The 24,335-nt window shown below is 41.5% G+C and carries 18 protein-coding genes and 2 pseudogenes; 6 read left to right on the forward strand and 14 right to left on the reverse strand.

The features are described 5' to 3' along the window. Nucleotides 1-38 precede the first annotated feature (38 nt). The gene (locus tag ACT7WV_RS02015) at nt 39-1,013 is read right to left on the reverse strand and encodes a phosphate/phosphite/phosphonate ABC transporter substrate-binding protein (protein WP_445101295.1); all 975 of its coding nucleotides are present in this window, start codon (nt 1,011-1,013) and stop codon (nt 39-41) included. Between the two features lie 497 nt (nt 1,014-1,510). On the opposite strand from ACT7WV_RS02015, the gene ACT7WV_RS02020 reads away from it, so the two are divergent. Further along, nucleotides 1,511-3,721 carry a SpoIIE family protein phosphatase gene (locus ACT7WV_RS02020; RefSeq protein ID WP_445101296.1) on the forward strand — a complete coding sequence of 737 codons (2,211 nt, stop codon included), beginning with the start codon at nt 1,511-1,513 and terminating at the stop codon, nt 3,719-3,721. A gap of 80 nt (nt 3,722-3,801) precedes the next feature. Here ACT7WV_RS02020 and ACT7WV_RS02025 read toward each other — a convergent pair whose 3' ends face one another. From ACT7WV_RS02025 to ACT7WV_RS02040, 4 genes and pseudogenes are all read right to left on the reverse strand, one after another. Continuing rightward, nucleotides 3,802-5,067, reverse strand: coding sequence for an IS701 family transposase (locus ACT7WV_RS02025; protein WP_445101297.1), 1,266 nt, complete (start codon nt 5,065-5,067; stop codon nt 3,802-3,804). A gap of 236 nt (nt 5,068-5,303) precedes the next feature. Then, nucleotides 5,304-5,630, reverse strand: coding sequence for an STAS domain-containing protein (locus tag ACT7WV_RS02030; protein ID WP_445101298.1), 327 nt, complete (start codon nt 5,628-5,630; stop codon nt 5,304-5,306). Nucleotides 5,631-5,848: 218 nt separating this feature from the next. Next, nucleotides 5,849-8,248, reverse strand: a complete 2,400-nt coding sequence (locus ACT7WV_RS02035) for an ATP-binding protein (RefSeq protein WP_445101299.1) — start codon at nt 8,246-8,248, stop codon at nt 5,849-5,851. Nucleotides 8,249-8,268: 20 nt separating this feature from the next. Continuing rightward, a pseudogene (locus tag ACT7WV_RS02040) lies at nt 8,269-11,979 on the reverse strand (DUF3131 domain-containing protein); the annotation flags it as partial. A 101-nt stretch (nt 11,980-12,080) separates the two neighbouring features. Here ACT7WV_RS02040 and ACT7WV_RS02045 point away from each other — a divergent pair. After that, on the forward strand, nt 12,081-13,322 hold the full coding sequence (locus ACT7WV_RS02045; protein WP_445101212.1) for an IS701 family transposase: 1,242 nt from the start codon (nt 12,081-12,083) through the stop codon (nt 13,320-13,322). On the opposite strand, the gene ACT7WV_RS02050 is transcribed toward ACT7WV_RS02045, so the two are convergent. From ACT7WV_RS02050 to ACT7WV_RS02075, 6 genes and pseudogenes are all read right to left on the reverse strand, one after another. Continuing rightward, the gene (locus tag ACT7WV_RS02050) at nt 13,215-13,709 is read right to left on the reverse strand and encodes a DUF3131 domain-containing protein (RefSeq protein WP_445101301.1); all 495 of its coding nucleotides are present in this window, start codon (nt 13,707-13,709) and stop codon (nt 13,215-13,217) included. The genes ACT7WV_RS02045 and ACT7WV_RS02050 overlap by 108 nt on opposite strands. A gap of 19 nt (nt 13,710-13,728) precedes the next feature. Continuing rightward, nucleotides 13,729-14,844, reverse strand: a pseudogene (locus ACT7WV_RS02055) (DUF3131 domain-containing protein); the annotation flags it as partial. 29 nt (nt 14,845-14,873) lie between these two features. Then, nucleotides 14,874-15,706, reverse strand: a protein-coding gene (locus tag ACT7WV_RS02060) for an IS5 family transposase (RefSeq protein ID WP_445101302.1) whose coding sequence is annotated in 2 segments (ribosomal slippage) — nt 14,874-15,322 and nt 15,322-15,706 — 834 coding nt in all. Because the reading frame shifts where the segments join, the coding sequence is not laid out codon by codon here. 34 nt (nt 15,707-15,740) lie between these two features. Then, nucleotides 15,741-16,187 (reverse strand): hypothetical protein, encoded by a 447-nt coding sequence (locus tag ACT7WV_RS02065; protein WP_445101303.1) that lies wholly within the window; start codon nt 16,185-16,187, stop codon nt 15,741-15,743. A 115-nt stretch (nt 16,188-16,302) separates the two neighbouring features. Next, the gene (locus ACT7WV_RS02070) at nt 16,303-17,454 is read right to left on the reverse strand and encodes a hypothetical protein (RefSeq protein WP_445101304.1); all 1,152 of its coding nucleotides are present in this window, start codon (nt 17,452-17,454) and stop codon (nt 16,303-16,305) included. 475 nt (nt 17,455-17,929) lie between these two features. Continuing rightward, complete coding sequence (locus ACT7WV_RS02075; protein ID WP_445101305.1) at nt 17,930-18,940, reverse strand: hypothetical protein; 1,011 nt, start codon at nt 18,938-18,940, stop codon at nt 17,930-17,932. 128 nt (nt 18,941-19,068) lie between these two features. Here ACT7WV_RS02075 and ACT7WV_RS02080 point away from each other — a divergent pair, with 128 nt between their 5' ends. After that, nucleotides 19,069-19,635 (forward strand): hypothetical protein, encoded by a 567-nt coding sequence (locus tag ACT7WV_RS02080; RefSeq protein WP_463424138.1) that lies wholly within the window; start codon nt 19,069-19,071, stop codon nt 19,633-19,635. Between the two features lie 338 nt (nt 19,636-19,973). Here ACT7WV_RS02080 and ACT7WV_RS02085 read toward each other — a convergent pair whose 3' ends face one another. The 3 genes from ACT7WV_RS02085 to ACT7WV_RS02095 form a co-directional block, all read right to left on the reverse strand. Next, nucleotides 19,974-20,567, reverse strand: a complete 594-nt coding sequence (locus ACT7WV_RS02085; protein ID WP_445101307.1) for a molybdenum cofactor guanylyltransferase — start codon at nt 20,565-20,567, stop codon at nt 19,974-19,976. Nucleotides 20,568-20,666: 99 nt separating this feature from the next. After that, nucleotides 20,667-21,353, reverse strand: coding sequence for a 16S rRNA (guanine(527)-N(7))-methyltransferase RsmG (gene rsmG / locus ACT7WV_RS02090; RefSeq protein WP_445101308.1), 687 nt, complete (start codon nt 21,351-21,353; stop codon nt 20,667-20,669). Between the two features lie 90 nt (nt 21,354-21,443). Beyond that, nucleotides 21,444-22,115, reverse strand: a complete 672-nt coding sequence (locus tag ACT7WV_RS02095; protein ID WP_445101309.1) for an ABC transporter ATP-binding protein — start codon at nt 22,113-22,115, stop codon at nt 21,444-21,446. 188 nt (nt 22,116-22,303) lie between these two features. Here ACT7WV_RS02095 and ACT7WV_RS02100 point away from each other — a divergent pair, with 188 nt between their 5' ends. From ACT7WV_RS02100 to ACT7WV_RS02110, 3 genes are all read left to right on the forward strand, one after another. Continuing rightward, complete coding sequence (locus ACT7WV_RS02100; RefSeq protein ID WP_445101310.1) at nt 22,304-23,236, forward strand: Sll0314/Alr1548 family TPR repeat-containing protein; 933 nt, start codon at nt 22,304-22,306, stop codon at nt 23,234-23,236. Nucleotides 23,237-23,446: 210 nt separating this feature from the next. After that, a complete protein-coding gene (locus ACT7WV_RS02105; protein ID WP_445101311.1) occupies nt 23,447-23,773 on the forward strand; it encodes a hypothetical protein in 327 nt (108 codons plus the stop codon). Between the two features lie 20 nt (nt 23,774-23,793). Beyond that, nucleotides 23,794-24,333, forward strand: a complete 540-nt coding sequence (locus ACT7WV_RS02110) for a GIY-YIG nuclease family protein (RefSeq protein WP_445101312.1) — start codon at nt 23,794-23,796, stop codon at nt 24,331-24,333. Nucleotides 24,334-24,335 lie beyond the last annotated feature (2 nt).

Genomic DNA, 24,335 nt, shown 5'->3' on the forward strand with positions numbered 1-24,335 from the left:
AACGAGTATTTCCTAAACAGACTTAATTAACTAAGTCTCTACTGGGTATCCCAGCTTTTGAGCTTTAAACTTTTAATTAGCTCATCAAGAGAGCTGTAGTCTGCCGCCGGAACAAAGCCCTCTAACTTAGCTGCTACTAGCGCTGGATGATTTACCGGGATATTGAGTAGTGCTTCCTTCACGGCTACTATTAATTGCGGGTCAGTGTCAGGCAGAGCAGCAAAGGGCCATTCTGGATAGAGCCGAGTGGTATGTTTGTAGAGAAACTTATCCCCAACTGGATCTAGAACCCGTAGTTGATCCACGCTCTTAATCAGTCCTTTAGCCACCATTTTTTCTAATTGACCAGTACGGATAAAGCCAACATCGATAGTGCCATTGAGTACCCCTAGCACGATATTGTCTTGTGATTCGTTTTCCACAAAGCTACTGAAGTCGGTAAAAGGGTCGATGCCGTTTTGTAGCAAATGATAGATCTGAAAAACACAGCCAGCAGCAGCAGTTTGGAAGTTAATGCAGGCACCCTTCTTACCCTTAAGATCTTCTAACTTCTGAAGATTACTGTCACTTTTAACAATAATGAGACCGCCAAATTCTGAGCCAGTTTGAGGTAGAGACTGGGTTGTCAAAAATTTGGTATTGTAGAGCCTGCGTATTTGCACTGCTGCTAAAGGATTATTGAGAGTGAAGTCTAGATTACTCTGGGCAACTTCCGTGAATTGACTTTCCTGGGTAAGTGGCACTAATTCAAAGGGACGATCAATAACTTCAGACAGGTAGTTTAAGAGGGAACTGTAGCGTTCATTGACGGACACAGCGCTATCAATAGCAAGAATTCCCACCCGCACAGGAGTAACTGAAACTTGATCTGGTGTAGTTTTCCGGGGTGTCATGGCTGGTGTAATTTCAGTTTGCTGCTTACTACAAGCAGTAAGTTGCCAGAGAAAGGCAAGGGAAATACCTATCAAAAAACAAGTTATTTTATATTGAAATCTGCTGATTTTGTCCATCATTAAACTTGTCTGTTGACAGGAATAAAGCAAATATATATTTTGAAGTAAGCAAGCAAATAGTAAGCCATTTTTAGAATTAGATTAAATTACTACTAACAATCAAAACTATACAAATGGTTAATTTAATAACTAAACATAAAGCACCTTTATAAATAATTATTTTACAAGCATTCAAGAGTTTGTATTACCGTGTTTATACGGATTTCCGTGGAACTTGTTCTTTTAATAGAATAAAAATATCTTTCTAAAAAAGAAGTCATGAATTTCCAAGAGCATGAATACCTACAATTAAAGCAGTATTGCCTGCGATAAGTGTTTAGTAATTGTTCCGTAATTCCGCTGATATTACTAATTTTGCTTCAAGAAAATCAGTATAACTACCAATGACAACACTAACTGGTTAAGATTGACTGAATAGGTAAACCCTGCGACTATTTGATGCGCCATTCAATAACTTAAAATATCAACGCCCGGAAAAATTACTCTTTAATTATTATGTGAGCAGAGGACGGGCTCGTTTGACTCCTGTCTTGCCAAGTATTAAGAAAAGAAGGGTATCCGTTACTAAAGCATTTATTTCTTTTAGTAGTAATCAAGCAGATCAAGTAGGCTCTATGCTGGAATTGTCAAAAAATTATGTGGCTTCAGATCTGAGTGCAGAGCAAACCAATACTCATCTCAGAAAGTATTCTCCTCTAATCTTAATAGCAGATGACGACAGGTTTATCAGAATGCTGCTCCGTCAGATCTTGCAACAAGATAGATACCGAGTTGAAGAAGTTGAGAATGGAGAGCAGTGTCTGAGCGCTTACCAACACTTGCAGCCAGACATGGTTTTGCTTGATGCGATGATGCCCGTGATGGATGGTTTTGCTTGTTGTAGCAAACTGCAAGCACTCACAGAAGGTGATTTTGCTCCTGTGTTGATGATTACTGGTCTTGATGACCAGGCATCTGTTGATCGGGCATTTGAAGCCGGGGCAACTGATTACGTGACAAAACCCATCCATCCAGCAGTGCTGCGTCGGCGCTTACGTCGTATCCTGGAAGCCAGTTGGGCCCAAAAGGCGCTACGAGAGAGTGAAGAAAAGTATCGCTCAGTTGTAGAAAATCTACAGGAAGTAATTTTCCAAACGGATATAGCAGGAAGACTGACATTTCTCAATCCAGCCTGGAGAGAAATTACTGGATTTTCTACAGAGGAGAGCCTAAGCAGGAGCTTTTTAGAATTTATTCATCCCGATGATCAACAACTCCAGGTGACAACATTCCAACCCTTAATTGAAGGTAAAAAAAAAGATGACCACTACCAAATTCGCATCTTAACCAAAAGTTGTGGTGTAGGGTGGATTGAAGTTTATGCTTGCCAAAGATTGGCTTCAGACAACACTTTGATAGGTACAAATGGTACTCTCAATGATATTACTCTGCGTAAGCACCGGGAACAACATCTAAGCGCGGAAAACGCCACAACTCACGTTTTAGCAGAGTCAACTAGCATTGAGGAAGCTACCTCGAAGATTTTGCAGGCGATCGGCGAAAACTTAGAGTGGGATCTCGGTGAACTCTGGATGGTAGATCAGCAGACTGATGTCTTGTGTGCTGTTAAAACCTGGCATTTGCCCCGGCCAGAACTCATTGAATTTGAAACCTACTCTCGGCAAATCTCCTTCTTTCCTGGAGAGGGATTGCATGGTTTTGTCTGGAATAATAATCAACCTAGTTGGGTAGCTGATATTAGAGAAGATAGTAACTTTCGTCGTTCTTCCTTGGCTGTTCGATTTGGGCTACATTCAGCTTTTGCTTTCCCAGTCTTAGGTGGGAACGAACAACTGGGAGTGATTTGCTTCTTCAGCCGTGAAAGTAAGCAACTTGATGTCAATTTACTCAAAATGATGACAACAATTGGCGGCCAGTTTGGTCAGTTTATCAAGCGAAAACAGGCAGAGAAGGAAGTACAACGTCAAAATTTACTTTTGCAATCCGAATTAAAACAGGCAGCTACCTATGTGCGATCGCTCTTACCCTCTGTTCTGACGGGTAGTATTTCTACCCAGCAGCAATTTATTCCCTCTTTACAGCTAGGAGGCGATGTTTTTGATTATTTCTGGCTCGATGATGACCATTTAGTAATTTATCTATTGGACGTCGCCGGCCACGGAGTGAAATCAGCACTTTTATCTGTTTCCGTGCTGAATATTTTGCGATCACAGTCCCTAACCAATACCAATTTTTATCAACCTAGCACTGTTTTAACTGCACTCAATCAAGTTTTCCAGATGAGCGAAAACGGGGATGACTATTTCACAATTTGGTACGGCGTTTATAACCGAAATGAACGTCAACTAATTTATGCTTGTGCTGGACATCCACCTGCAATTTTACTTTCGGAAACTTTTGGTACTACCTCTGTGCAGAAACTAGGAGCAATGAGCATCCCGATTGGCATGCTGCCTGAAGCCGAATTCGAGGACAATTGCTGTGAAATTCCCTCAGATAGCATTCTGTATATCTTCAGTGATGGAGTTTACGAAATATACCAACCAGATGGCAGTATTTGGGGACTTAATTCGCTAATTAATTTATTAACTAATCACAGAAAAAATAACTTCATTGATTTAGATGACCTATGCCATCAGGTTCAGGCTTTGAATAGTAAAAAACCCTTAGATGATGATTTCTCTCTATTACAAGTAAATCTTGATTAAAATAGAAGAAATTATCTTGGTGCAAGATTTAAAAAGCCTCGAATTAAAACCCCCTGTTGTTAGTGGGACTTAGACAGATTTCAAGCCCAAACAAAGCCCAAAGCAGCTTTGTGAGCAAAGAATACGTCCCGATTGTGGTTCAACCACTCCATAAAACGGAAAGACATCGCTGTCCGAAACGCCTCTAATGCTTCAGTAAAGGTGTTTAAAGGTTTCGATGCCCAACGCCGTCTTAATCCTCCGGTTAAAGTGTGCCATAAAATAAATGTATAGGCACAAAACACAAGCATGAAATGTCTTATCAGGCTTCTATAATCTCTGACTTGATATTCAGATAAACCCAACCAGCCTTTGGCTTCCCGATAGAAAACTTCTACCCAATTTCTTTGAGAGTAGGTAGTTACTATCCAATCGGCTGTGGCTTTTGTTGATTCAACATTGGTAATAAAATAGTCAACATCACTAGCTTGGTCGAAGGTTGAGGCATTCATGACGATAGCAATTGTTCTCTTTCCTTCAAGCTGTGAGAGTTCAACTTCTACAGGAGCCACCCAAACGGTTTTCAGTTTATCTAGATTGATTTGAACAGGGGTAAAATCTTTTGGCGACAAGGATTCGGCTAACTTATCTAGGCGAATCTCTTCTCGTTGACTTATCCCTATTTCAATTATCACCTTACGGTTTTTGGCTAATCCTCCTATATACTTGAGTTTCCTTTTTTCCAGTTCCAGCAAAAACGTTGTGTTATTTCCATACCCAGCATCAATTAATACGATACCCGGTCGATATCCTCTGTTCATGCTGCGGTCAATTAATGCTAAGCCTAACTCCGGCTTTTTCTGGAATTCAATATCTTTTTTTCCTTCAGCTAAAGAACTAGCGTGTTGAGATAACTCTATATCTAACGGTAGGCTTTTTTTCCCATCATATAGATGAGTTGTTACCACTACTATTCCGTTGTCTGTCTTCCCGATTTCTCCAATGTACTGTCGTCCTACTCCCGCCGTGAAATTGCCACTTTTCCTATGTCCTGAGTCATCTACAATTAACGTGAATCCTCTACTTATTCGGGTTGGGCTACACTGATTCATCACCAGTAGACGCCGCTCATTTACCTGTTGAGCATTCCAGGGGGCTTCCGTTAAAAAATGATGTAATCGGTGGTAAGTCACTCCCACCGCGTTATCCGCCATTTGAGACAGGTTTTTTCCTTCACTTTCCCCTAATAATCCCCCAATATAGTTCCTAAACTCCCTTTTTTGCGCTTGATGTCTCCAGACATCATCAAAGCGTTTGCACCATCTATCGAAGCAAGGAGGCATGGCGGCGGGGGTTGTCTCTTTCATGTCTTACACTCTAATGTCAAATGGCTGCCATGCCTAAATTATACCTTTATTAACTCTTTATTTTCGTTTAAGTCCCGTTAGTTATTCTGATTCAGATAGATAGCGAACAGGGGGTCTTGTTTGGCTGGGTAACGTATACTTTATTTGAACATTCTAAAACTTTAAAACTGTCTTAGAATCGTTGGTGATTTTAGCTGCCTGTAGTTATAGAATATGGGCACAACTTGACAGCTATCTTAACCAAGGACAGCAACTTTCTGTTCAAATTCTTCTCGATCAGCAAAAGTGCTAAAAACACGATCCATTTTGGTTAGTTCAAAAATCAATTTAACCTGTTCAGTAAGCGAGCAAAGAAAGAGTTCTTTTCCAGCACCTCGAACAGTTTTAAATGAGGCAACTAAAGCGCCTAAGCCTGTACTATTCATGAAGGTAATATCCTGAAAATCAACTAATACAATATTCACACCACTTTCGATAACATCACTAATCTCGCGACGCAATTGATTAGCATTAGTGCCGTCTAAAATTCCGGAAGGTTGAACAACTTTAACGCTAGAATTCATTGCTGTAACTCCTTGTGTTTAAACTGTCTAAAATTTGTGCTGCAATCTTAATTTAACTGACACCTTGTTACCTAAGAAAAATCCAAGGCGTAAATCATGCACAGATATGCAGCTAACCATGAAGCTAAAACTGGTTGCCAGCACATTTAATTGTTGAAAGTACTGATAAATTTTGACTCTTTACCAACATGCTCTTTCCGTATGCACGCTCTATCACTTTATAAAACTGATTTTGGTTGCCAAACAGCAGCACTGATAATCACCCACAACAGAGAAAGGTTATAGACTGCCCAAGCTCCATTGAGCAGATAAAGCCAAGAATTCCCTAAATCTCCTACTGCGAAGCGATAAATACACCACAGCATTCCTAAAATTGTGAGTACAAAAATAGTCACCTGTGGCCAAACCAACTGTAAGTAAACTCCAGCTTGCCGTTGTTTAGGAGTTACCTGGAACTTAAGTGAATGCCCCGTAAAAACACTCCAAATTGCTTGAATAAATAGTGGAAATAGAGCAATAGCGTATTGTTCAGCTCGCCAAAGTTCTCTGGCAGGAATTCCCCAACTTGCTGCTAGAAATGTAAGGCGATTGAGGATAAAAGCTGGAATAAAGTGTAGGGCAAAATCAGCTCCATAGGCACGTACAGGAATAATACCTGTGAAGAAATATATAATCGGACAGATGACAAAAATCAAGGTAAAGAAACCAGAGAAATAGCTGTACATTGTCTGAAAATATTGCAGCTGTTGCCAAAAACTCAACCCTGACTTGGTGAAAGGATTTTCTCTTAGTAGCACTTGAATCGTTCCTTGAGCCCAGCGTAGCTTTTGTTTTAGTGTAGAGCTAAGGTCATCCGGTGCTAATCCTTCGGCTAACTCTTCGTGGTGGTATGCGGAGCGCCAGCCAGCAGCGTGCAAGCGCATAGCAGTATTCATATCTTCGGTAATACTGTTGCTCGATACACCACCTACCAAGTCAAATTCGTCTAGTCGTTTTTCATCCTTGGTAAATTCATCAGAAAAGTTTTGCAAACCAACACTAATTAATGCCTCACGCCTTAATACAGCATTTGTTCCTGTATAAAAAGCAGCATTCATGCCATCTTTACCTTGCTGAATCGGACCATAAAATAAATGTGCTTGATGTCCAAAGGGGTCGCCATCAGGAAGATTGTAGAAGGCTTGGGGCGTTTGCACAAAAGCAATTTGATTACTTTCATACTTTCCAATTTGGAGATTGTAGGTGTAGAAGTAGGGCAAAACTCGTTGCAAAAATCTTGGCTGAGGAATATGGTCTGCGTCTAAGGTGAGAATGAAATCTCCAGAGGTTTCACCTGAAAAAATAGCATAATTGATATTACCAGCTTTGGCGTGATGAGGCTTGTCTTTTGGTTTAGGACGAGCAATATAGCGACAGCGAGTTAGCTCACTTAACCCCAACTCTTTTTGGTAAATTTTTTTTTCTAAAGAGCGTCTTTCATTAATCAAATAATCACTGATTTGACGATGATTAGGGTTCAACAAGAGTATCAATTGCTGAAAACCTTGTAAATATCCAGCTATAGTGTCAATAATTCCTTGGCTGTAATCTTCCTGGATGGGAGAGTAATACTTGACAATTAATAAACAATTGCGATCATCTTCTATTCTTGTATAACTCAGGTGATCGGCAACGCGCCGCATGATTACTAAACCGCGACCCCTTTCAGCAGTTTCATCTACTTTATCCGACAATTTTTGCAGATATTCTTCAAAATCAAAGGCAGAGCCGTAATCCCAAATCCGAAGTTCTAATGATTGGCTAAAAATCGTAACTTCAACCTCAATGGGAGTTGTTGATGGCAGTTTTTTGTGAGCATGGGAAATGGCATTATCTAAACCCTCAGCTATTACAGTTTGGAACTCCAGCCATATTTTTTGAGGAATTGATGGCCGCTTTAGTTGCTCAAGCCAGGACAAAACTTGAGACAAGGCATTACAGTCTGTCTGAACTTGCAACTGGAAAGACTGGAGTAATTTTTCTGCTTTGGGAATTTCTGGTGCCAAAAACTCCAGTTGATGAAGACGCGCTACTAACTTTATTCTATCTCGGTTAATTCGTTCAGCTTCCTTTTGTAACTTGGCTGATTGTAAATCTTCCAAAGCAAGTTTTTCTGCCATACTTCGCATTTCTGGTGAGTTGCCATCATCGAGGATGTAAATGCACAGCTTAGTTGTCGGATAATCAATGTCTAAAGCTGCCCTAGCAGTTTTTTCGACCATCTCGGCTGGTTCGCTGTAGCAAGTAATAAAAACATCGACAGTTGGACATTCAGAACTAGGAAATGGCGGTGTCATTTGATTGAGAGATTTGACCCAGCGCACTATCGGTCGCCACAATCCAATCAAGAACATTAAACCACCTAAGTAGCTGTAAATTTCTGCTAACAATAGGGGAATAGAGAGCCAGAGGGCAGAGAAATTGATTGAATTAGTAATACGCCATTGCAGATACCAAGCACCGAAGATGAAATTGATGATTGCTAGGTAACGAAATAGTAGTGTTCTATCTTTTAGGCGAGAGCGAATGTTACCAGAAAAACTTGGAGAATTTTCGACAACGGAAATTGAGTTACTCATAATTATTGAGATCCTGATGATTAAAATCCCAACGGACGATTGCCCCTTATTTGATAAAGCAAACTTTCGAGAATTACAGCATTGGTATTGACATTGAACAAGGCATTTACACCTAGCTGTGAATTTTCATAGCGTCCGGCAGGGTAACCTCGATTTGGCTTGGCAAGGTTCTCGACACCTGCCCGCAAAGTGGTGGCATAAGAGTCATTAGGCATTAAAGCGTCCCAGGCAAAAGCCGCTTTAGTACTCAAGAACCGATATTGAGGATAAGTTTTTCCCCTACTATTAACGGCATGCCAAGGTTGGCCATTGGCATATACGCTGTAGTATAAAAAGTAGGGAGAACGATCAAGGGAATCTTCGTTAACAGCGGTTAAGATGCCTGTACGTTCATAGCGCTTTGCTTGGACTCTCAGTAAATTCTCAACTTGAGACTTAACAGAATCTGGCCAGCCTAATTCCAATCCCCAAAGCAGATAGGGGTCATTGGTGAGATAGTTTGTCGCCCCTGAAGTTTCCCAATCACGTTGGTCAATTTGTAAAGGTATACCGTCAACTTCAATGGTACGCACGGGAGGATTGTGCAAGGCATTTTCTGCTTCAATGCCCCACAGTTGCAGGCTATGGGCGGCGTATTGCTCATAACCCAGTCGGCCTTCCTGAAATAAGCGGGTTTGGCCATTGGCATCAGGAATATTGCCGTAAAGCCAACCATCTTTCTCCAGTTTTGAGATATTCCAATTTTCGACAATCTGGTTGATACGTGAAGCGAAGCTATCGCCATGAGGCGAATCGCGATGTTCAGGATAATGCGTCCGTAAAACATGCAACGCCATTAAAAATCTAGCCGTATCTAAGGCTGACCAACCACTGCTTCCCCTGGGATCAGGAGTATTGTCTAAGCGACGCATTTCTGCTGTAGTAGTGCTGTAAGCCTTATTTGGTAAGCCCGTCGCTGGCAGGGGTAGGTTTTCTAGAGTCAGCAACAGACGGTCAATCATGCGGTCAAATTCCTCTGGCTCAATTAGCCCCAACTGCCGTGCCGCGTGAATAGCTAGAATAGCGCTACCCTGATCCCATAGTGTTGTCCAGGGATAATTTTCAACAGCATTGACCAAACCAGTTTGAGGATTCCAGTTCCGCTCAAAATATTGCCAAGCTTGTTGCGCGGCCATTTTATCGGCTTCGGTTAAAGTTAGTTGAGTACTGTTAGAAGAAGCCGCGATAGCTGATACAGCTTGTGGTTGAGGCGATTTGGTCGTGCTGGACAAGCTACAGGCACAATTTGAGTTTTCTGGATCTTGCATTGTGCTTACTAAGCCAGTTGCAAGAGGGTTACTCCCCGTCGAAACCCAATAAGCCCCATTAGCAACCCACTGTGCTGTCGGAGATGTAGCACGGGGCAATCCTTGTCCCATCTTTCCTTCTGCCAGTTCCTGCCACCAAAGAGAATTAGTCGCTGTTTCGGGACGAATCAAGGGTTGATGATTGGTTGCTAGATACAAAAGAGACTGCAAAACTAGGCTATTGGTACTGCCACTGAAACCCTGTGCTGTTTCACCTGTTTGCTCGTAAAATCCTTCGTAATAGCCCTGTTCAGAGTTATGTCTGTCTGTAGTGGCCGTCCATAACTGGCTAGTGTATGGGTTGTCTGGAAAAAGGGCATGAAAGGCAAAGGCAGCAGCCGTACTAACGATACGCTCCTTTGGCACAGAATTCCCCTGATCTGTCAGAGTTGCCCAAACTTCTCCTTGACCCACAATTGTGCTGTGGATAACATAAGGTCGCTGGTCAATTAGAGTAGTCGCCGCAGCAGTGAGAGTGCCAGTACGCTGGTAGCGTTTAGCTTGAGCCTGCAAAATCGGTTCCACTAGTTGGCGCATTTGCGGGTCAAAGCCAAATTCCAAGCCATAAAGTAAAAAGGGGTTGCTAACTGTATAGGAAATTTCTTTCCTACTGCCCTTGTCCCTGTGCCCACTTCTTCTCAGAGGCACCTGAACACCTTCGACTGAGTTCATTTGATACTCACCTCCGACGGCAGAACCCTCTACATCAAAACCCCATAACTGAAAGGCACGGGCCGCGTATTCTTCGTAACCCAGGCGAGTTTCCGGATTGACAATGGTTCGGAGTCGTCCATTTTCATCTTTCTTGACGGTGCCACTGAAGAGAACACCATCCCGCACCACTTGTGAATAAGACCAATCCAAGACAATTTGCTCGATAGCTGTTGCGTATTGGGGATAGTAGTTTTTTAAGGTGTACAAGGCGGCCAGAATTCTACCTAAATCAAGGGCTGACCAACCTGTTCCCTCTGCGGTCGGATTTTTACTACCTTCTAAACTAGGGTTACCGCCGTAGTCTATGGGTTTCAAGGATTGGGTATCGTAACCTCGATGGGGCAATTGACCAGCAAACAAGGGTAGTTGCTTCAAGGCTCCCAACAGATGCCTAGTACGCTGGTCAAATTCTGCGTCTGAGATAATCTCAAGAGTTTGGACTGCAATCAGTGCTGCCAGATAATCTCCCATGCCCCACAAGGTTGCACCGTTGAGGTCATGACGGTCATTCACTAGCCCAGTGTTAGATTGATAGTTCGCCTCGAAGTAGCGCCAGGCCGCCTTGGCATAGCGCCGTTCTGGTTCTGTCAAGGAACGGGTCAGCGTGGGACGGGAGAAGGAGCGTGGTTTGTCCACAGGCTCAATGGGCGAGACAGTAAGGAGTTGGGGTGTATGGATTGCAGGTGTGGTGGTTGTTGCTACTTCCCCATCACTAGGCTCTCCAGTAGAAACACTGACACCACTCATGCCAATTAAGGGGCGATTTCCCCGAGCTTTGTAGTACAAAATCTCCAAAATTAAGCCGTTGGTATTACCAGTTAGAGCTTTATTTGCTTGATTTGTTTCTTCATAAAGACCAGCAAAAAAACCGCCTCCATCAGGACTACGTAAATCTTTAACTGCTTCAAACAACTTTTGACCATAGTCATTTTCAGGATAAAGATAGCGCCAACCGAAAGCCGCTTTAGTACTAATGCTGCGTAACTCTGGATGAAGTTCGTTGTTTTCGGTAATCGCTGCCCAGGCAACACCATTAGCGTAAATTGTGTTGTAAAGAAAATAGGGTGCTTGGTCAAGATTATCTTCTGTTACTGCCGTTAATTGCCCCGTTTGATCATAGCGACGCTTCTGTACTTCTAAAATCCTGGCAGCATAATCGGCGATATCTCCTTGAAAACCAAACTCAATACCATCGAGAATATAAGACTCACTAACTACATAATTGTTAGCATTAGTTTCTTGATATTGACGGGTATCAACTGGAATCTGAACACCATTGATTTCTACGAACTTAAATGGTTCAAAAGAGACCGCTTTCGGTGCAGTAAAGCCCCAAAGTTCATAACCTCTGACGGCATATTCTTCATAACCAAGGCGTCCTTCTTGTACTAGTAGAGTATTACCATCTGGTAGAACTGTAGCACCATAAAGTTTTTCGTCTTGGAGCGATCGCGCCACATCCCAGCGATCAACTATTCCTTTGAGCCAATCACCATATTGAGGATGACAAGTACGAATCACATGAAAAGCAGCTAGGATACGACCAATATCAAGGGCAGACCAACCAATCCCCCGCTCAATAGGATTATTGCCATAATCCACCATTTCTCCGGTGGCGGTGTTGTAAACTTTATTGGGCAGGGCATCCTCAAACAACTCCAACTTACTTAGCGGGACTTAAACGAAAATAAAGAGTTAATAAAGGTATAATTTAGGCATGGCAGCCATTTGACATTAGAGTGTAAGACAGGAAAGAGACAACCCCCGCCGCCATGCCTCCTTGCTTCGATAGATGGTGCAAACGCTTTGATGATGTCTGGAGACATCAAGCGCAAAAAAGGGAGTTTAGGAACTATATTGGGGGATTATTAGGGGAAAGTGAAGGAAAAAACCTGTCTCAAATGGCGGATAACGCGGTGGGAGTGACTTACCACCGATTACATCATTTTTTAACGGAAGCCCCCTGGAATGCTCAACAGGTAAATGAGCGGCGTCTACTGGTGATGAATCAGTGTAGCCCAACCCGAATAAGTAGAGGATTCACGTTAATTGTAGATGACTCAGGACATAGGAAAAGTGGCAATTTCACGGCGGGAGTAGGACGACAGTACATTGGAGAAATCGGGAAGACAGACAACGGAATAGTAGTGGTAACAACTCATCTATATGATGGGAAAAAAAGCCTACCGTTAGATATAGAGTTATCTCAACACGCTAGTTCTTTAGCTGAAGGAAAAAAAGATATTGAATTCCAGAAAAAGCCGGAGTTAGGCTTAGCATTAATTGACCGCAGCATGAACAGAGGATATCGACCGGGTATCGTATTAATTGATGCTGGGTATGGAAATAACACAACGTTTTTGCTGGAACTGGAAAAAAGGAAACTCAAGTATATAGGAGGATTAGCCAAAAACCGTAAGGTGATAATTGAAATAGGGATAAGTCAACGAGAAGAGATTCGCCTAGATAAGTTAGCCGAATCCTTGTCGCCAAAAGATTTTACCCCTGTTCAAATCAATCTAGATAAACTGAAAACCGTTTGGGTGGCTCCTGTAGAAGTTGAACTCTCACAGCTTGAAGGAAAGAGAACAATTGCTATCGTCATGAATGCCTCAACCTTCGACCAAGCTAGTGATGTTGACTATTTTATTACCAATGTTGAATCAACAAAAGCCACAGCCGATTGGATAGTAACTACCTACTCTCAAAGAAATTGGGTAGAAGTTTTCTATCGGGAAGCCAAAGGCTGGTTGGGTTTATCTGAATATCAAGTCAGAGATTATAGAAGCCTGATAAGACATTTCATGCTTGTGTTTTGTGCCTATACATTTATTTTATGGCACACTTTAACCGGAGGATTAAGACGGCGTTGGGCATCGAAACCTTTAAACACCTTTACTGAAGCATTAGAGGCGTTTCGGACAGCGATGTCTTTCCGTTTTATGGAGTGGTTGAACCACAATCGGGACGTATTCTTTGCTCACAAAGCTGCTTTGGGCTTTGTTTGGGCTTGAAATCTGTCTAAGTCCCATTAGACTGGTTAAAAATAAGTTGAGTCGGGAGTCAAATTCTCCTTGATCAATTAAGTTGAGCTGCCGCGCTGTGTTGAGGGCCATCAAGTAATTGCCCATATCCCAGAGGGTGCCGGAAGGATAGCCACCAACGGAATTAGTGAAGCCTGTTTCTGACTGATAATTATTGACAAAATATTGCCAAGCAGTGCTAGCGTAGGCTTTCTCTTCTGATGTTAAAGGTGCAGTGATTTTGGCACAAGTTGTTGCTAGATTAATTGGTACTTGAGCAAGAGTCTGCTCTGGTAAATAAAAGAATAATGGCAAGACTGCCCCAGCAAGTGATAAGGCAATTAGCCTTAAATACTTAGGTGTGTATTGTTGATACATGATTTTGAGAAATCAGGAGTTAAGATTGTGGCAGTTTTACCCCTGCCCAGACAGTGAGAGGTTTACCAATTTGCTTATAAAATAAACTTTCTAGAATGACACCATTATTATTAGCAGTTAATGATTTATTGGGTTCTTTTAAGACTTCATAAAACCCGTTGTACCAACCATCATCTGTTTTCAAATTATTAGTAACAAAATCAAACAATTTTCGAGTGTAATCAGTGTCGTAGATTACATGCCAACCAATTGCTGCTTTAGTGCTAATAAACCGCAAGTTGTTATGATTATCGCGCGTGTCTGTAATTGTTGCCCAAGGTTTACCATTGGCAAATAACGTGTTGTAAACGAAGTAGGGAGGACGATCTAGATTATCTTCTGTAATGGCAGTTAGTTGTTTAGTTGCTTGGTAACGGGCTTCCTGGGCTGCTAGAATACGATCTGCATAGGCTTTGGGTAAGGATTGAAATCCAGTTTCAATGCCATCTAAAAAATATGGTTCGCTGAGGACATAATTATTAGCCTCAGAATTATGATAGTCACGGATATCATAGGGAACGCCTACGTCGTAAAGATTGACAAAAGCTACTTTATCTTGAAAATCTAGTGCTTGTTTAACTTCCAAGCCCCATAGTTTTAGTCCAAAAGCTGCATAATTTTCGTAGCCTAAGCGCCCTTCTTGATTATATTGCTCCTTGCCATTAACTACAGCCGTGCCGTACATCTGACCATTTTTGGTCAAACGCTCTACATCCCAACTTTCCCAAACGGCTTCTGTCTGTTCCTTAAACTCAGGATAGCGAGTGCCAACAATCTTAAGCCATAGCACTAATCTTCCTAAATCAATGGCTGACCAACCAATTTCTTTCTTTTCATTGAGTTGTCCATAGTCAACCGGAATTAAGGTTTGAGAATTGTAAACTTTATTGGGTAATTCTCCTTTGTAGAGAGGAAGTTTTGCCAAAGTTTTTAATGTTTGGCTCATCTTAGTTTGAAATTCCGCTGCTGGTATAATTCCTAGTTCTTTAGCACTAACTAGGGCCGCGATCGCAGCACCCTGATCCCAGAGTGTTACTGAGGCAAAATCATCAACAGAGTTTACCAAGCCAGTTTGATTATTCCAGTTTTTCTCAAAAGACCTCTTGCAAAAGTAGCGGCAGCTAACTAATTTGAGTTCAAACGAAGTTCGTAATTATAGATGCCTGCAATTAAATTAAAGCGTAAACCAAACCTTTTTCTTCTGTTGCGATATCGCTCGGATAAAATTCTAAATATTTTGAGGCGACGGTAAACATGTTCAATCACTATCCTCTCTGAAGCTAATTTATGATTCTCTTTTTTTTGTTCTTTTGATAGTTTGCTCTTCTTGGGTTTTTTATGGGGTATCCGACTTTGTTTGTGGATTTTCGCTATTCCCTGATATCCTCGATCTCCGAGACACTGTATCTCTGTCTTTAGATTGGTTTTACTCCGTTTAAACAACTTAAAGTCGTGTTCTTTACCCTTGCCGCATGCAATACAGATAATCTCTTTGCTGTTTTTTTCAACGATAAGTTGAGATTTTAAAGTGTGCTTTTTTTTCTTGCCACTGTAGAACTTTTTCTGTTTTTTTGAGGACGCTCCAGGGGAGTTTCAGTTACATCGATAACTGCTATCTCTATTGGGTTTCCCGATTTCAATAGTTGTTTCTTTCCCGGAATCCTTAATTCTTTTGACTTGATTAAAATATTTTCTATTTTACGAATTATTCGATATACTGTTGATTCGTTAAGTCCCCAATGTTGACCGATATGAAAGTAAGTTCTGTACTCTCGTAAGTATTCGAGCGTCATCAATACTTGATTTTCTGGACTTAATTTGGACGGTCTTCCGGTTTTTATCTTCTGTTTTTCATTTGTTTCCACTAACTCAACCATCTTAGCAAACGTCTCTTTTCTAACTCCACAAAGGCGTTTGAACTCTTGGGGTTTTAGGTCTTTCACCTTTTCATAGGTCATTATTTTCCCTCATACTGACCTATTTATCTCTTTTTTACTGGACTTTTGCAAGAGGTCTAAAGTATTGCCAAGCTTGACGAGCAACTGCTAATTCTGCAGTAGTTAACTTTGTGGCTTTAGAGGGAAGATAAGGAGTCTTACTAGCTTGGAGTTCTTGTTGAGTAACTCTTAAACCTGGCAACTGTACAGATTGTCCGTCTAGTTTAGCCAAGCGCTGGAAATAGGCTTCTTGCTGGAGTGTTTTAGCTGTAGTCTTTGACTCAGCTTCTGGTTTGGAAGTAATTGTCTGGGTAGTAGAGATCTTAGACTTAGGTAAAGCAGTAGTTCGAGCAAGGTGATTTGACCAATATTCCAAACCTGCGATCGCTAAAGCTGCAGTAGCTAGTCCTCCCACACAGACTAAAATAGATAATTTTTTCGGGGGTGGCTCAAAGTTAAAATGCATTGCCGCAACTCCTGATGAGTAAATATCCCGTGGCATCTCTAATCCGGTTTAGTCGTCCCAGTGCATGTTTGCCGCAGAGGGGATGACTGAACAGCTCAATCTTAGAATTCCCACATTTGTTCTCCGGCTAACGCCAACAACTAAAAAAGTTCTAAAATTTGAATCGCAGCCGCCCTGTAAGCGATTGATTGTTGTATTCAATGTCCCTACTATCTTGGTTGAGGACATTAGTGTAGGTATATCCCAAGTCTGCCTCTACCTTGGGTGATAACTTAGCTGTACAGAGAGCTTGATAACTATTAGCATTATCAACTTCTCCTTCTAGTCGCTGTCTTCCCAATGTTGCTGCTAAGCGACAACTAAGAAACTCAAAGACATTCCCCTGCCAAGCAACTTCAGCATTGTAAACAAGGAAATCTGATGGCGAAAAATAACCGCTTTCTGTCTCTAAGTCTTCTTGATAGTTCCAAGTAAATAAGTTAGCAGCTACGGAAAACTGACCCAATTTACGCTCTACTCTACTAAAAGACTGCCACTCTTGATTACCGTCATTGTAAAGACCTAATCTTACAAAGGAAAACAGACTAGTATTTCGGTCAATTTGCCAATAGATATTTGGTCCGAACCGCCAAGCTGTAATCTGATTGTCTAAGGTTTCAGCATTAAATTTGTAAGGTCTTTGTTCTACTGTAGCTGAAACAATAACTCCTGATTGCAATTCACCCTCTGGAGTAAGATTTACTGCCAGAGGAACCTCTGCCCTAGCTTTCAAATTGAGAGCAGTTGGTAAACGATCAAAGATATCAACTCCACCTGCTAATTCTAGGGTCACTTTGTCAAGTTTTCCTTCCCAGCCAATTTGAACTGGAATATTAGTAACGGAATCTACTTCTGAGTTCTCAAAAAAATTGAAGCCTGTTTTTAGTCTAATTATGCTGTTATTGCGTAAGCGGAATTGAGCTGTTTGTTCAATAAATAGATTGCTTTGGTCAAAGTTGTTGTGATCATTGCGGAACTCTGTTGTAGTACTTTCTAGGAAAAATACTGGGCTAACAGGTTCTTGAGAGTCTGGTAACGGTGGTGGTTCTGGAGGTAGCCTAAGCCCTGGATTAAAGTTTTCTGGGGCAGCTATCAAAATAGGTGATGATTCTGAAGGATGGTATAGCTGAGATGAGGAGTCTTCAGTACTGCTATCAGCTTGATTTTTTTCATGATTTACAAGAGAAGAAATTGCTTTATTTAATTCTAAGCAGTTTGAAGTACAGTGTTGAAATTGTTCAGGAAACTTTAAATCATTACTCATCGCCTTTACTGCACCCATGGGCAGCATCAAAAAAAAACCAGGCTATAAATAAATAACTGATATTTTTTGTACTTAGATAGACAAGTTGAAGAAAAAATTACAGCAAAACTCAAACCAAGTTTTTGCTGATGCAAACCTGGAATAAACACCATATTTTTCTAATATAAATTCAACTAAATATATCTAGCAAATGAGAAACAATTATCCTGTTTCATGGTGGCTTACTAACTTAACTTAAAAGCCATAAATAAGAATTTATGTCTGTTGGTTTATCTACCTTTTAGTTATAGTCAGCAAAAAATAAGTTTAAAACAGTATTTTTACTGATTTTTCCTAGTATTTAAAGCCTAAATACCAGGAAAAATACTCTATTCATAAGTGCGCGATAGGTTGTACTGCTCAATACTTTGCCCGCTGAAGTTTTCTTCCTTACCTCTCACAGCAAAATTGATTGCTAATATTCAGGTCTATCCAGCTATTTTTGATTCGACCAAATTGGCAGTTGATTAACTTTTTGCAGCGTTAGATCTACATAAGTAGTGCCATTATTACCCACTGAATCTCTCCCAAAATAGCCTGTAGATCCATCATGGCCATGAGGGCCACTGACGAGAACGGTATAGCGACCTTGCTGACGAGCTTGATTAAATGGCGAACCAATCGTCCAGGGCCAGCGTCCTGGAAATATCATCCTGCTGATATCTTCAATCCAGTCTCGACGACCTTGTAGGTGGTAGATGTGATCTGCTGCCTTAAAACCATTCGTGCCGGCAAAATCACCCCCGATAGAAACTACAATTAGCTCAACATCCAGCCAGCTATTAAGATACGGCGCTGCACCGAGAGCCACCTGTGCACCACCACTAGTGCCAATCAGAATCAGCTTGAGAGGTGAATCTTGAGAGTTTGACATTGGCTGTGCGGCATTCATCCGATCCACAATAGCGATCGCAATTCCTTCGTTATAAACAGGGCCGTAGCGACTGTCTACAGAGATGGCAAATCGCCAGAGATTACGAATTTTGATCAGAATATCGGCGTTTTCTAGCCAACCACTAGCCTCTTCTGCGGCACGCCACAGGGGAGCCAGCAATCGCCGACCCCCCAAACTCTCATTTGCTGCCGAGTAAGGAAAAACGTCTCTAACTGCCACACAGTTGGGATGTTGTTCAACTAAACGGTCTACAAATATTTCCTCTCCAGGAGCTAATTGATTAGCTGAAAAATCCCCTACTCCTGTCAGAAAGACAACGTAGCAATTGATCTCTGAGGATTGAGTAACAGAATGAGAGTTTTCGTCAGAAGGTAAGCTATGGGAGCGACTTCTCCTCAAATTAAGACTCTCAGAATCTTGACTCAGCCACCAGATGAGAGTTCCTACCGGCGCGAAGACTCCCCAAGCCAGGAGTATTAATCCTGCCAAAAGTAACAGATTTAAGGTTCCACCCCGGAACCACAAGAGTATCCGCTGGATTAACTGAAGCATTTAAACATCATTGCAGATTTTTCTGCTCGGATAGGTATAACATTTGGTTGTAGTTGTTGTGGCTTGTTCTATAGAATCATCTCCTAGAGGAGCTGTCACCTACCTGAAGCATTAGGGGAGCAGTCTGAGTGGCGAAAAATCAACCAAGAAAACTGCAGACAACGCTTTGTAAGGCACTCAGTTTGAATAGCAATTTTTATGAAGATGCTTGTAATACTCCTAAAACGCATCAGAGAGCCTTGACCATTGTCATCTTGGCAGCTTTATCTCATGCTTTAGGTAGTGGACTCATCTTATTACTTAATCGAGCACCTTTTCCTATCCTGATATTGGCACTTATAATTGATACTCTTAGTGTAGTGACAGGCTATTATTTTTGGACTTTCACTATTTTCAAAATTGGGCAGCGGTTAAAGCAAATTGACCCAACTTACAGAGATTTATTGAGTCCAATTGGTTTTGCTTATGCTCCCCAGGTGCTAAATTTTTTGACACTGATTCCCTTGCTAGGGCGACCCATAGAATTGGTTTTAGCTATTTGGAGTTTGCTAACAGTAATTGTGGCGGTGCAAGAAGGCTTAGATATCAGGAATCGTACAGCAGTATTAATTTGTTTAGTAGGTTGGCCTCTAATTCAAGGAGCGATTGGATTTATACAAATTTTTGAACAGTTCTTAGCAAAATCGGCTGTCTAGGAAAAAACTCTACCTAAAAAACTCTAACCTTTATTAATTTTCTTGACCCTGAAATTACCTCAGTATTCTGTTCGGATTCGCAAGCAACTTGACCAGTTTAATTGTCTACGGGATGCGATGGAGTGTGTCCTGAATCTGGTATGCTAACCGCCTTAGCGGTTGAATAAGTAATAAAAATGGGTAATCGATATTAGATGATATAGCAATCCTCGATGAATCGTGAGAGCTAACTATTTCGTCTGTGTGTATCTGTGTCCATTTGTAGTTAAACTTTTTCATGAATCATTTAAAACTGCTCTTAGAAATTGAGGATATAAGCCAGATTATGGTGTTAAAGCTCAATTTTCCCTGTTCAATAAATCCAATTCTGCTGGAGTATTGCAATTAAATAATACTTGGGCATCATTTACGGGCAATTCCTGCACAGGCTGTTCTGCTAACCAGCGCTGAAAAGACCGTCCCCCCTGGTTGATAAACTCATTAAGTATCGGCAAACATCGGCGTCGATAGAAACCGCACAGAGGTTCCCAACCTTTAGTTTGTCGGGGTAGCAAGGCAATATACTCTTCTGTAGTCTCCTCCAATCTAGTTACCCAAGTTTGCAAAACTTCAACCTGTAGTTGCGGAAGATCACATGCCAGTAGGAGCACCCAATCTGTTTTCATGTAAGCTAGTCCTTGAGCAAATCCTATCAAGGGGCCTTGCCCTGGTAAAGAGACTTCCTCAATTAAATGGCAGGCATCCGGTAAGATGTCCTGGTAGCGTTCTGGCCAGGGGGTGACAACATAGACTTCCTCAGTGCAATTGAGAGCAACTTGAGCAACCCGTCCTAGTAAAGTTATACCTTGGAAAGCAATCAAGGCTTTATCCCTACCCATGCGGGAACTCTGCCCTCCAGCTAAAATGATTGCTGATAAAGATAGGTATTGCAAATTGTAAATTGAAAATGAAAAATAGATGCTATTAGTCAACTCTTGATGTAAAAGCTCAATTTTCGATTTTCTAGTAACACGCGTAGCGGCAATCAACCATTAACTATTCCGCAAATAAAGGCAATGACGTACGCTATTGCTCAATGGTGTTGTAAATTGCTCAATTGATTCAATTACTCCACCTAAATGTTCGACTTCTAGTTGCAAAGAGTCTGTTTCTTCTTGTGTCCAATGACCTCGATAAAGTACAGCTAAACCCCCGGTTTTCAGCAGTGGCAAAGCGTATTCTGCACAAACAGATGCTGACCCAACGGCGCGAACTAAAGCAATATCATACGTTCCTCGATGCTGTGGTTTTTGCCCAATTGCTTCTGCTCTACCCACAATAGGAGTAGCGTTCTCAATACCCAACTGGGTTACTAATGTTTCCAAAAAATTGATTTTTTTGCGGGTAGCATCGAGTAAGATAAGCTGACTTTCAGGAAATGCGATCGCAACTGGTAATCCGGGAAATCCTGCACCAGTACCAATATCAATTACCCTCTGCTGTGAACTCAAAGATGGCAATCTTGGCATTACTCCCCGCAAAGAATCCCACAAATGCTTTTCCCAAAAATCCTCTGGTGCAGTGATTCGAGTTAAATTAAACTGGTCGTTACCCCACAAAACCCCTTCATAAAGACGCTGAAAAAGTTCCTGTTGTGCTGTATCTGGTTGCCAGTTAAGTGTTTGCTGCCAAAACTGGTTCATTTCTGGCAGCATTAAAAATTTTTGCTTATTGGTCATTCATTGGTCACTCAATTTTGGCTCCGTTCGCTCCCCTCATGACAGGTTTTGGATTTTCGATGGGATTTCAATTTTCAACCTGCTTTCCCTTCAACCCAATTGTGACAGGACTGCTTTTTTTCCCAGCGTAGCGGCTTCGACAGTTTGTAGTTGTCCGTGGTTAATGGTCCAACACTGATCAGCAATTTCCAATAAATCGCCAGCATCGTGAGTGACAACCAACAAAGTCCAATGAGCCTTAAGCTTTCCTAGAAGACTTACTAACTGTCGTCGCATTGACCAATCTAGACCTGCCGTCGGTTCATCCAACATCAGAATACTAGGTTGCCGAATCAGTTGCACTGCCAGAGCAAGGCGTCGCTGCTGGCCACCACTGAGGGATTGGGGTGCTTGATGGAGGGAAAGACTAGAGAGTCCAACTTCATTCAAAGCTTCGTGAACCTTCCCGGAACCTAACTCTGGATGTCCTAAGCGCAACTCTTCCAAAATCGTACCGCCACAAAAATGCCTTTCTGGGAACTGAAACACTAACCCCCCCAACTGTTGCAGTTGTTCGCTGGTCAGTTCTTGCTCTCCCCAGTAGATGTTACCACTTGTCGGCTGTGCTAACCCTGCTAAAATTTCCAGTAGGGTGGTTTTGCCAGAGCCAGAAGGACCAATCACTAGCCCTATTTGTTGGGGAGCAATTTCCAGCTTGATATTTTTTAAAATCGGGATGGGAGTTGCAGGCGGGTGATAGGTCAGGTCTTTAAGATACAACATCAAGGTCTAGATAAAGAAAAGGGCTTGGTTAACCTAGCTTGGTAGAAGCCACTAAAGTACTCGATTAATTTCCCTCAATTCTGACAAAATAAACATTGATTCTCCAGGTTGGTTTATGGGAGTGTCAAGCCTTGGAACCTGAAATCAACTGCAACGTCAGACTTTAGGGAGCATAATTTTTGGTAAGGATGACAATGATAACTTGGTTTCCTTCAGCAAAACGAACAGCAAAAGCTTTCGCCAGTATAGCTACTTTGCTCCTTGGTGTGTGGACAACGCCCACCTTCGGAGCAGATCCCTTTCGCACCACGGAACCTCACCAAATCGGCGATAACACCCAAGCCGCTTTCGAGTCTATCTTTAAGGAGGGAAACTACCAACAAGCCAAGCTCTACCTTAAGGAAGCAGAATCAGCCGAGGCAAGTGAACCTCTCGTTTACGCGATGCTGGCATCTCTGGCTTACACTGAAAATAATTGGGAAAACCTTAACAAATATGCCTCCAAAACTCGAAAAACTGCCGAGCAAATGATAGATACTGACCCATTGCGTGGTCATCTTTACACAGCAGTTGGTCATTTTTTAGAAGGCGCTTACGACTTTGAAAAGCAAGGACCCCTCAGCACCCTGAGCAAATTGCAAAAAGTTTTCCAAAATCTAGACGAAGCGAAAAAAATTGATCCTAACGACCCGGAATTGAACTTAATTTCAGGCTATATGGATTTGATGTTGGCTGTTAATTTACCTTTTTCTGACCCAACCCAAGCAGTTAAAAAATTAGAAACGTATGGTTCACCTTCTTACTTGGCTTATCGAGGTATTGCCGTTGGCTATCGGGATTTAAAAAAATATCCAGAAGCAATGGAATTTGTCAATCGAGCTTTAGCTTTGACGCCAAATAACCCAGAGCTTCTATACCTGAAAGCGCAAATTTTTGTCAAGCAGGACAAACCACAAGAAGGTCTAGATTTTTTTCAAAAAGCTTTAGAAAAAGAGGCTCAACTTCCCAATTATTCAGTGGCGCAAATGGTCTATGAGCAATGTAAAGCTCAAGAAAAGGTTGACAGTGTTGATCGAGATTGTCATGGAGAAAGGGATAAAATTAGAGAAAGACAGAATTAAACTGTGTCGTTGAGCCGTATCATCTAGGCAGCAAGGCACGGCAATATTTTTAATTGGCTTATCATATACTTGAACTCTAGAGACTAACAGATATGATAAGTCATCTACTATTAAGAACAAAAACTACAGATTATCAACGAACTGATTAAACGAACTTATCCTCAGGTATAATCACCTTCAGTTGTGAATAAGTAAAAACTGTCCTTGAAAATGGCTCGATTAAAGATAATTAACAATTTCGACAGCAGTTTTTTTCTTGATCCGGAAGCCCGCCAGCAGTTATTTAGCTTGTTAACTAGTGAAAACTTCCTCAATCAAGTAGCTAGACAAGTACCCTGCCAGGAAGTTGAGTTTACAGAATTACTTTTTCAGCCGGTTCCTTACACAACTTCTACCCCTAAAGGTATGCCAGTTGAGTATGAGCAATATCACACATCTGACGAGTACGTAATTATTAACGTGCCGCCTAACTTCATGTTCCAAGCTAAAATCTTTAAACCAAGCCGCCTCTGCGCCATCTATCGTCAATTGCTATAAAATTCTTGACCAATTAACTGATGACAACTCAAACAGAAATTCCCTCTCTCGCTGATTTAGAGAATATTTCTTATATTGATAAATCTGGCAATTTACCTGAAAATCTGCAAGGCAAAATCGGCGTATACGCAATTTTTAATCAAGATAAGAAACTGCAACTAGTAGGCTATTCTCGCGACGTTTATTTGAGTCTCAAGCAATACCTAATCCGTCAGCCTCAATCTTGTTATTGGCTAAAGGTAGAAACCATTGATCGCCCTAACCGTAGCCGATTAGAGAACATTCGAGAAGCCTGGATTGAAGAAAATGGTGCGACACCCCCTGGCAATAGTTCAGAAGAAACTGCCTGGAATCAGCCAATAGATGCTAAATTGACGATGACTGAGGAAGAAAAATCTAGTTACGAAAGAATCGATGAGATAACACAAATTAAACTACTGAAAAAAATATCCAGAAGAGTCGAAACTCAAATCTTAGAGCAACTAAAATCTCGCGGGGTGAACACAGAAATTCGCTTCAATCCTAAATTGAAAGAAAAAGGTTTACTGGATTTGAAGTAATT

The sequence above is a fragment of the Symploca atlantica LB2515 genome, assembly GCF_052546295.1.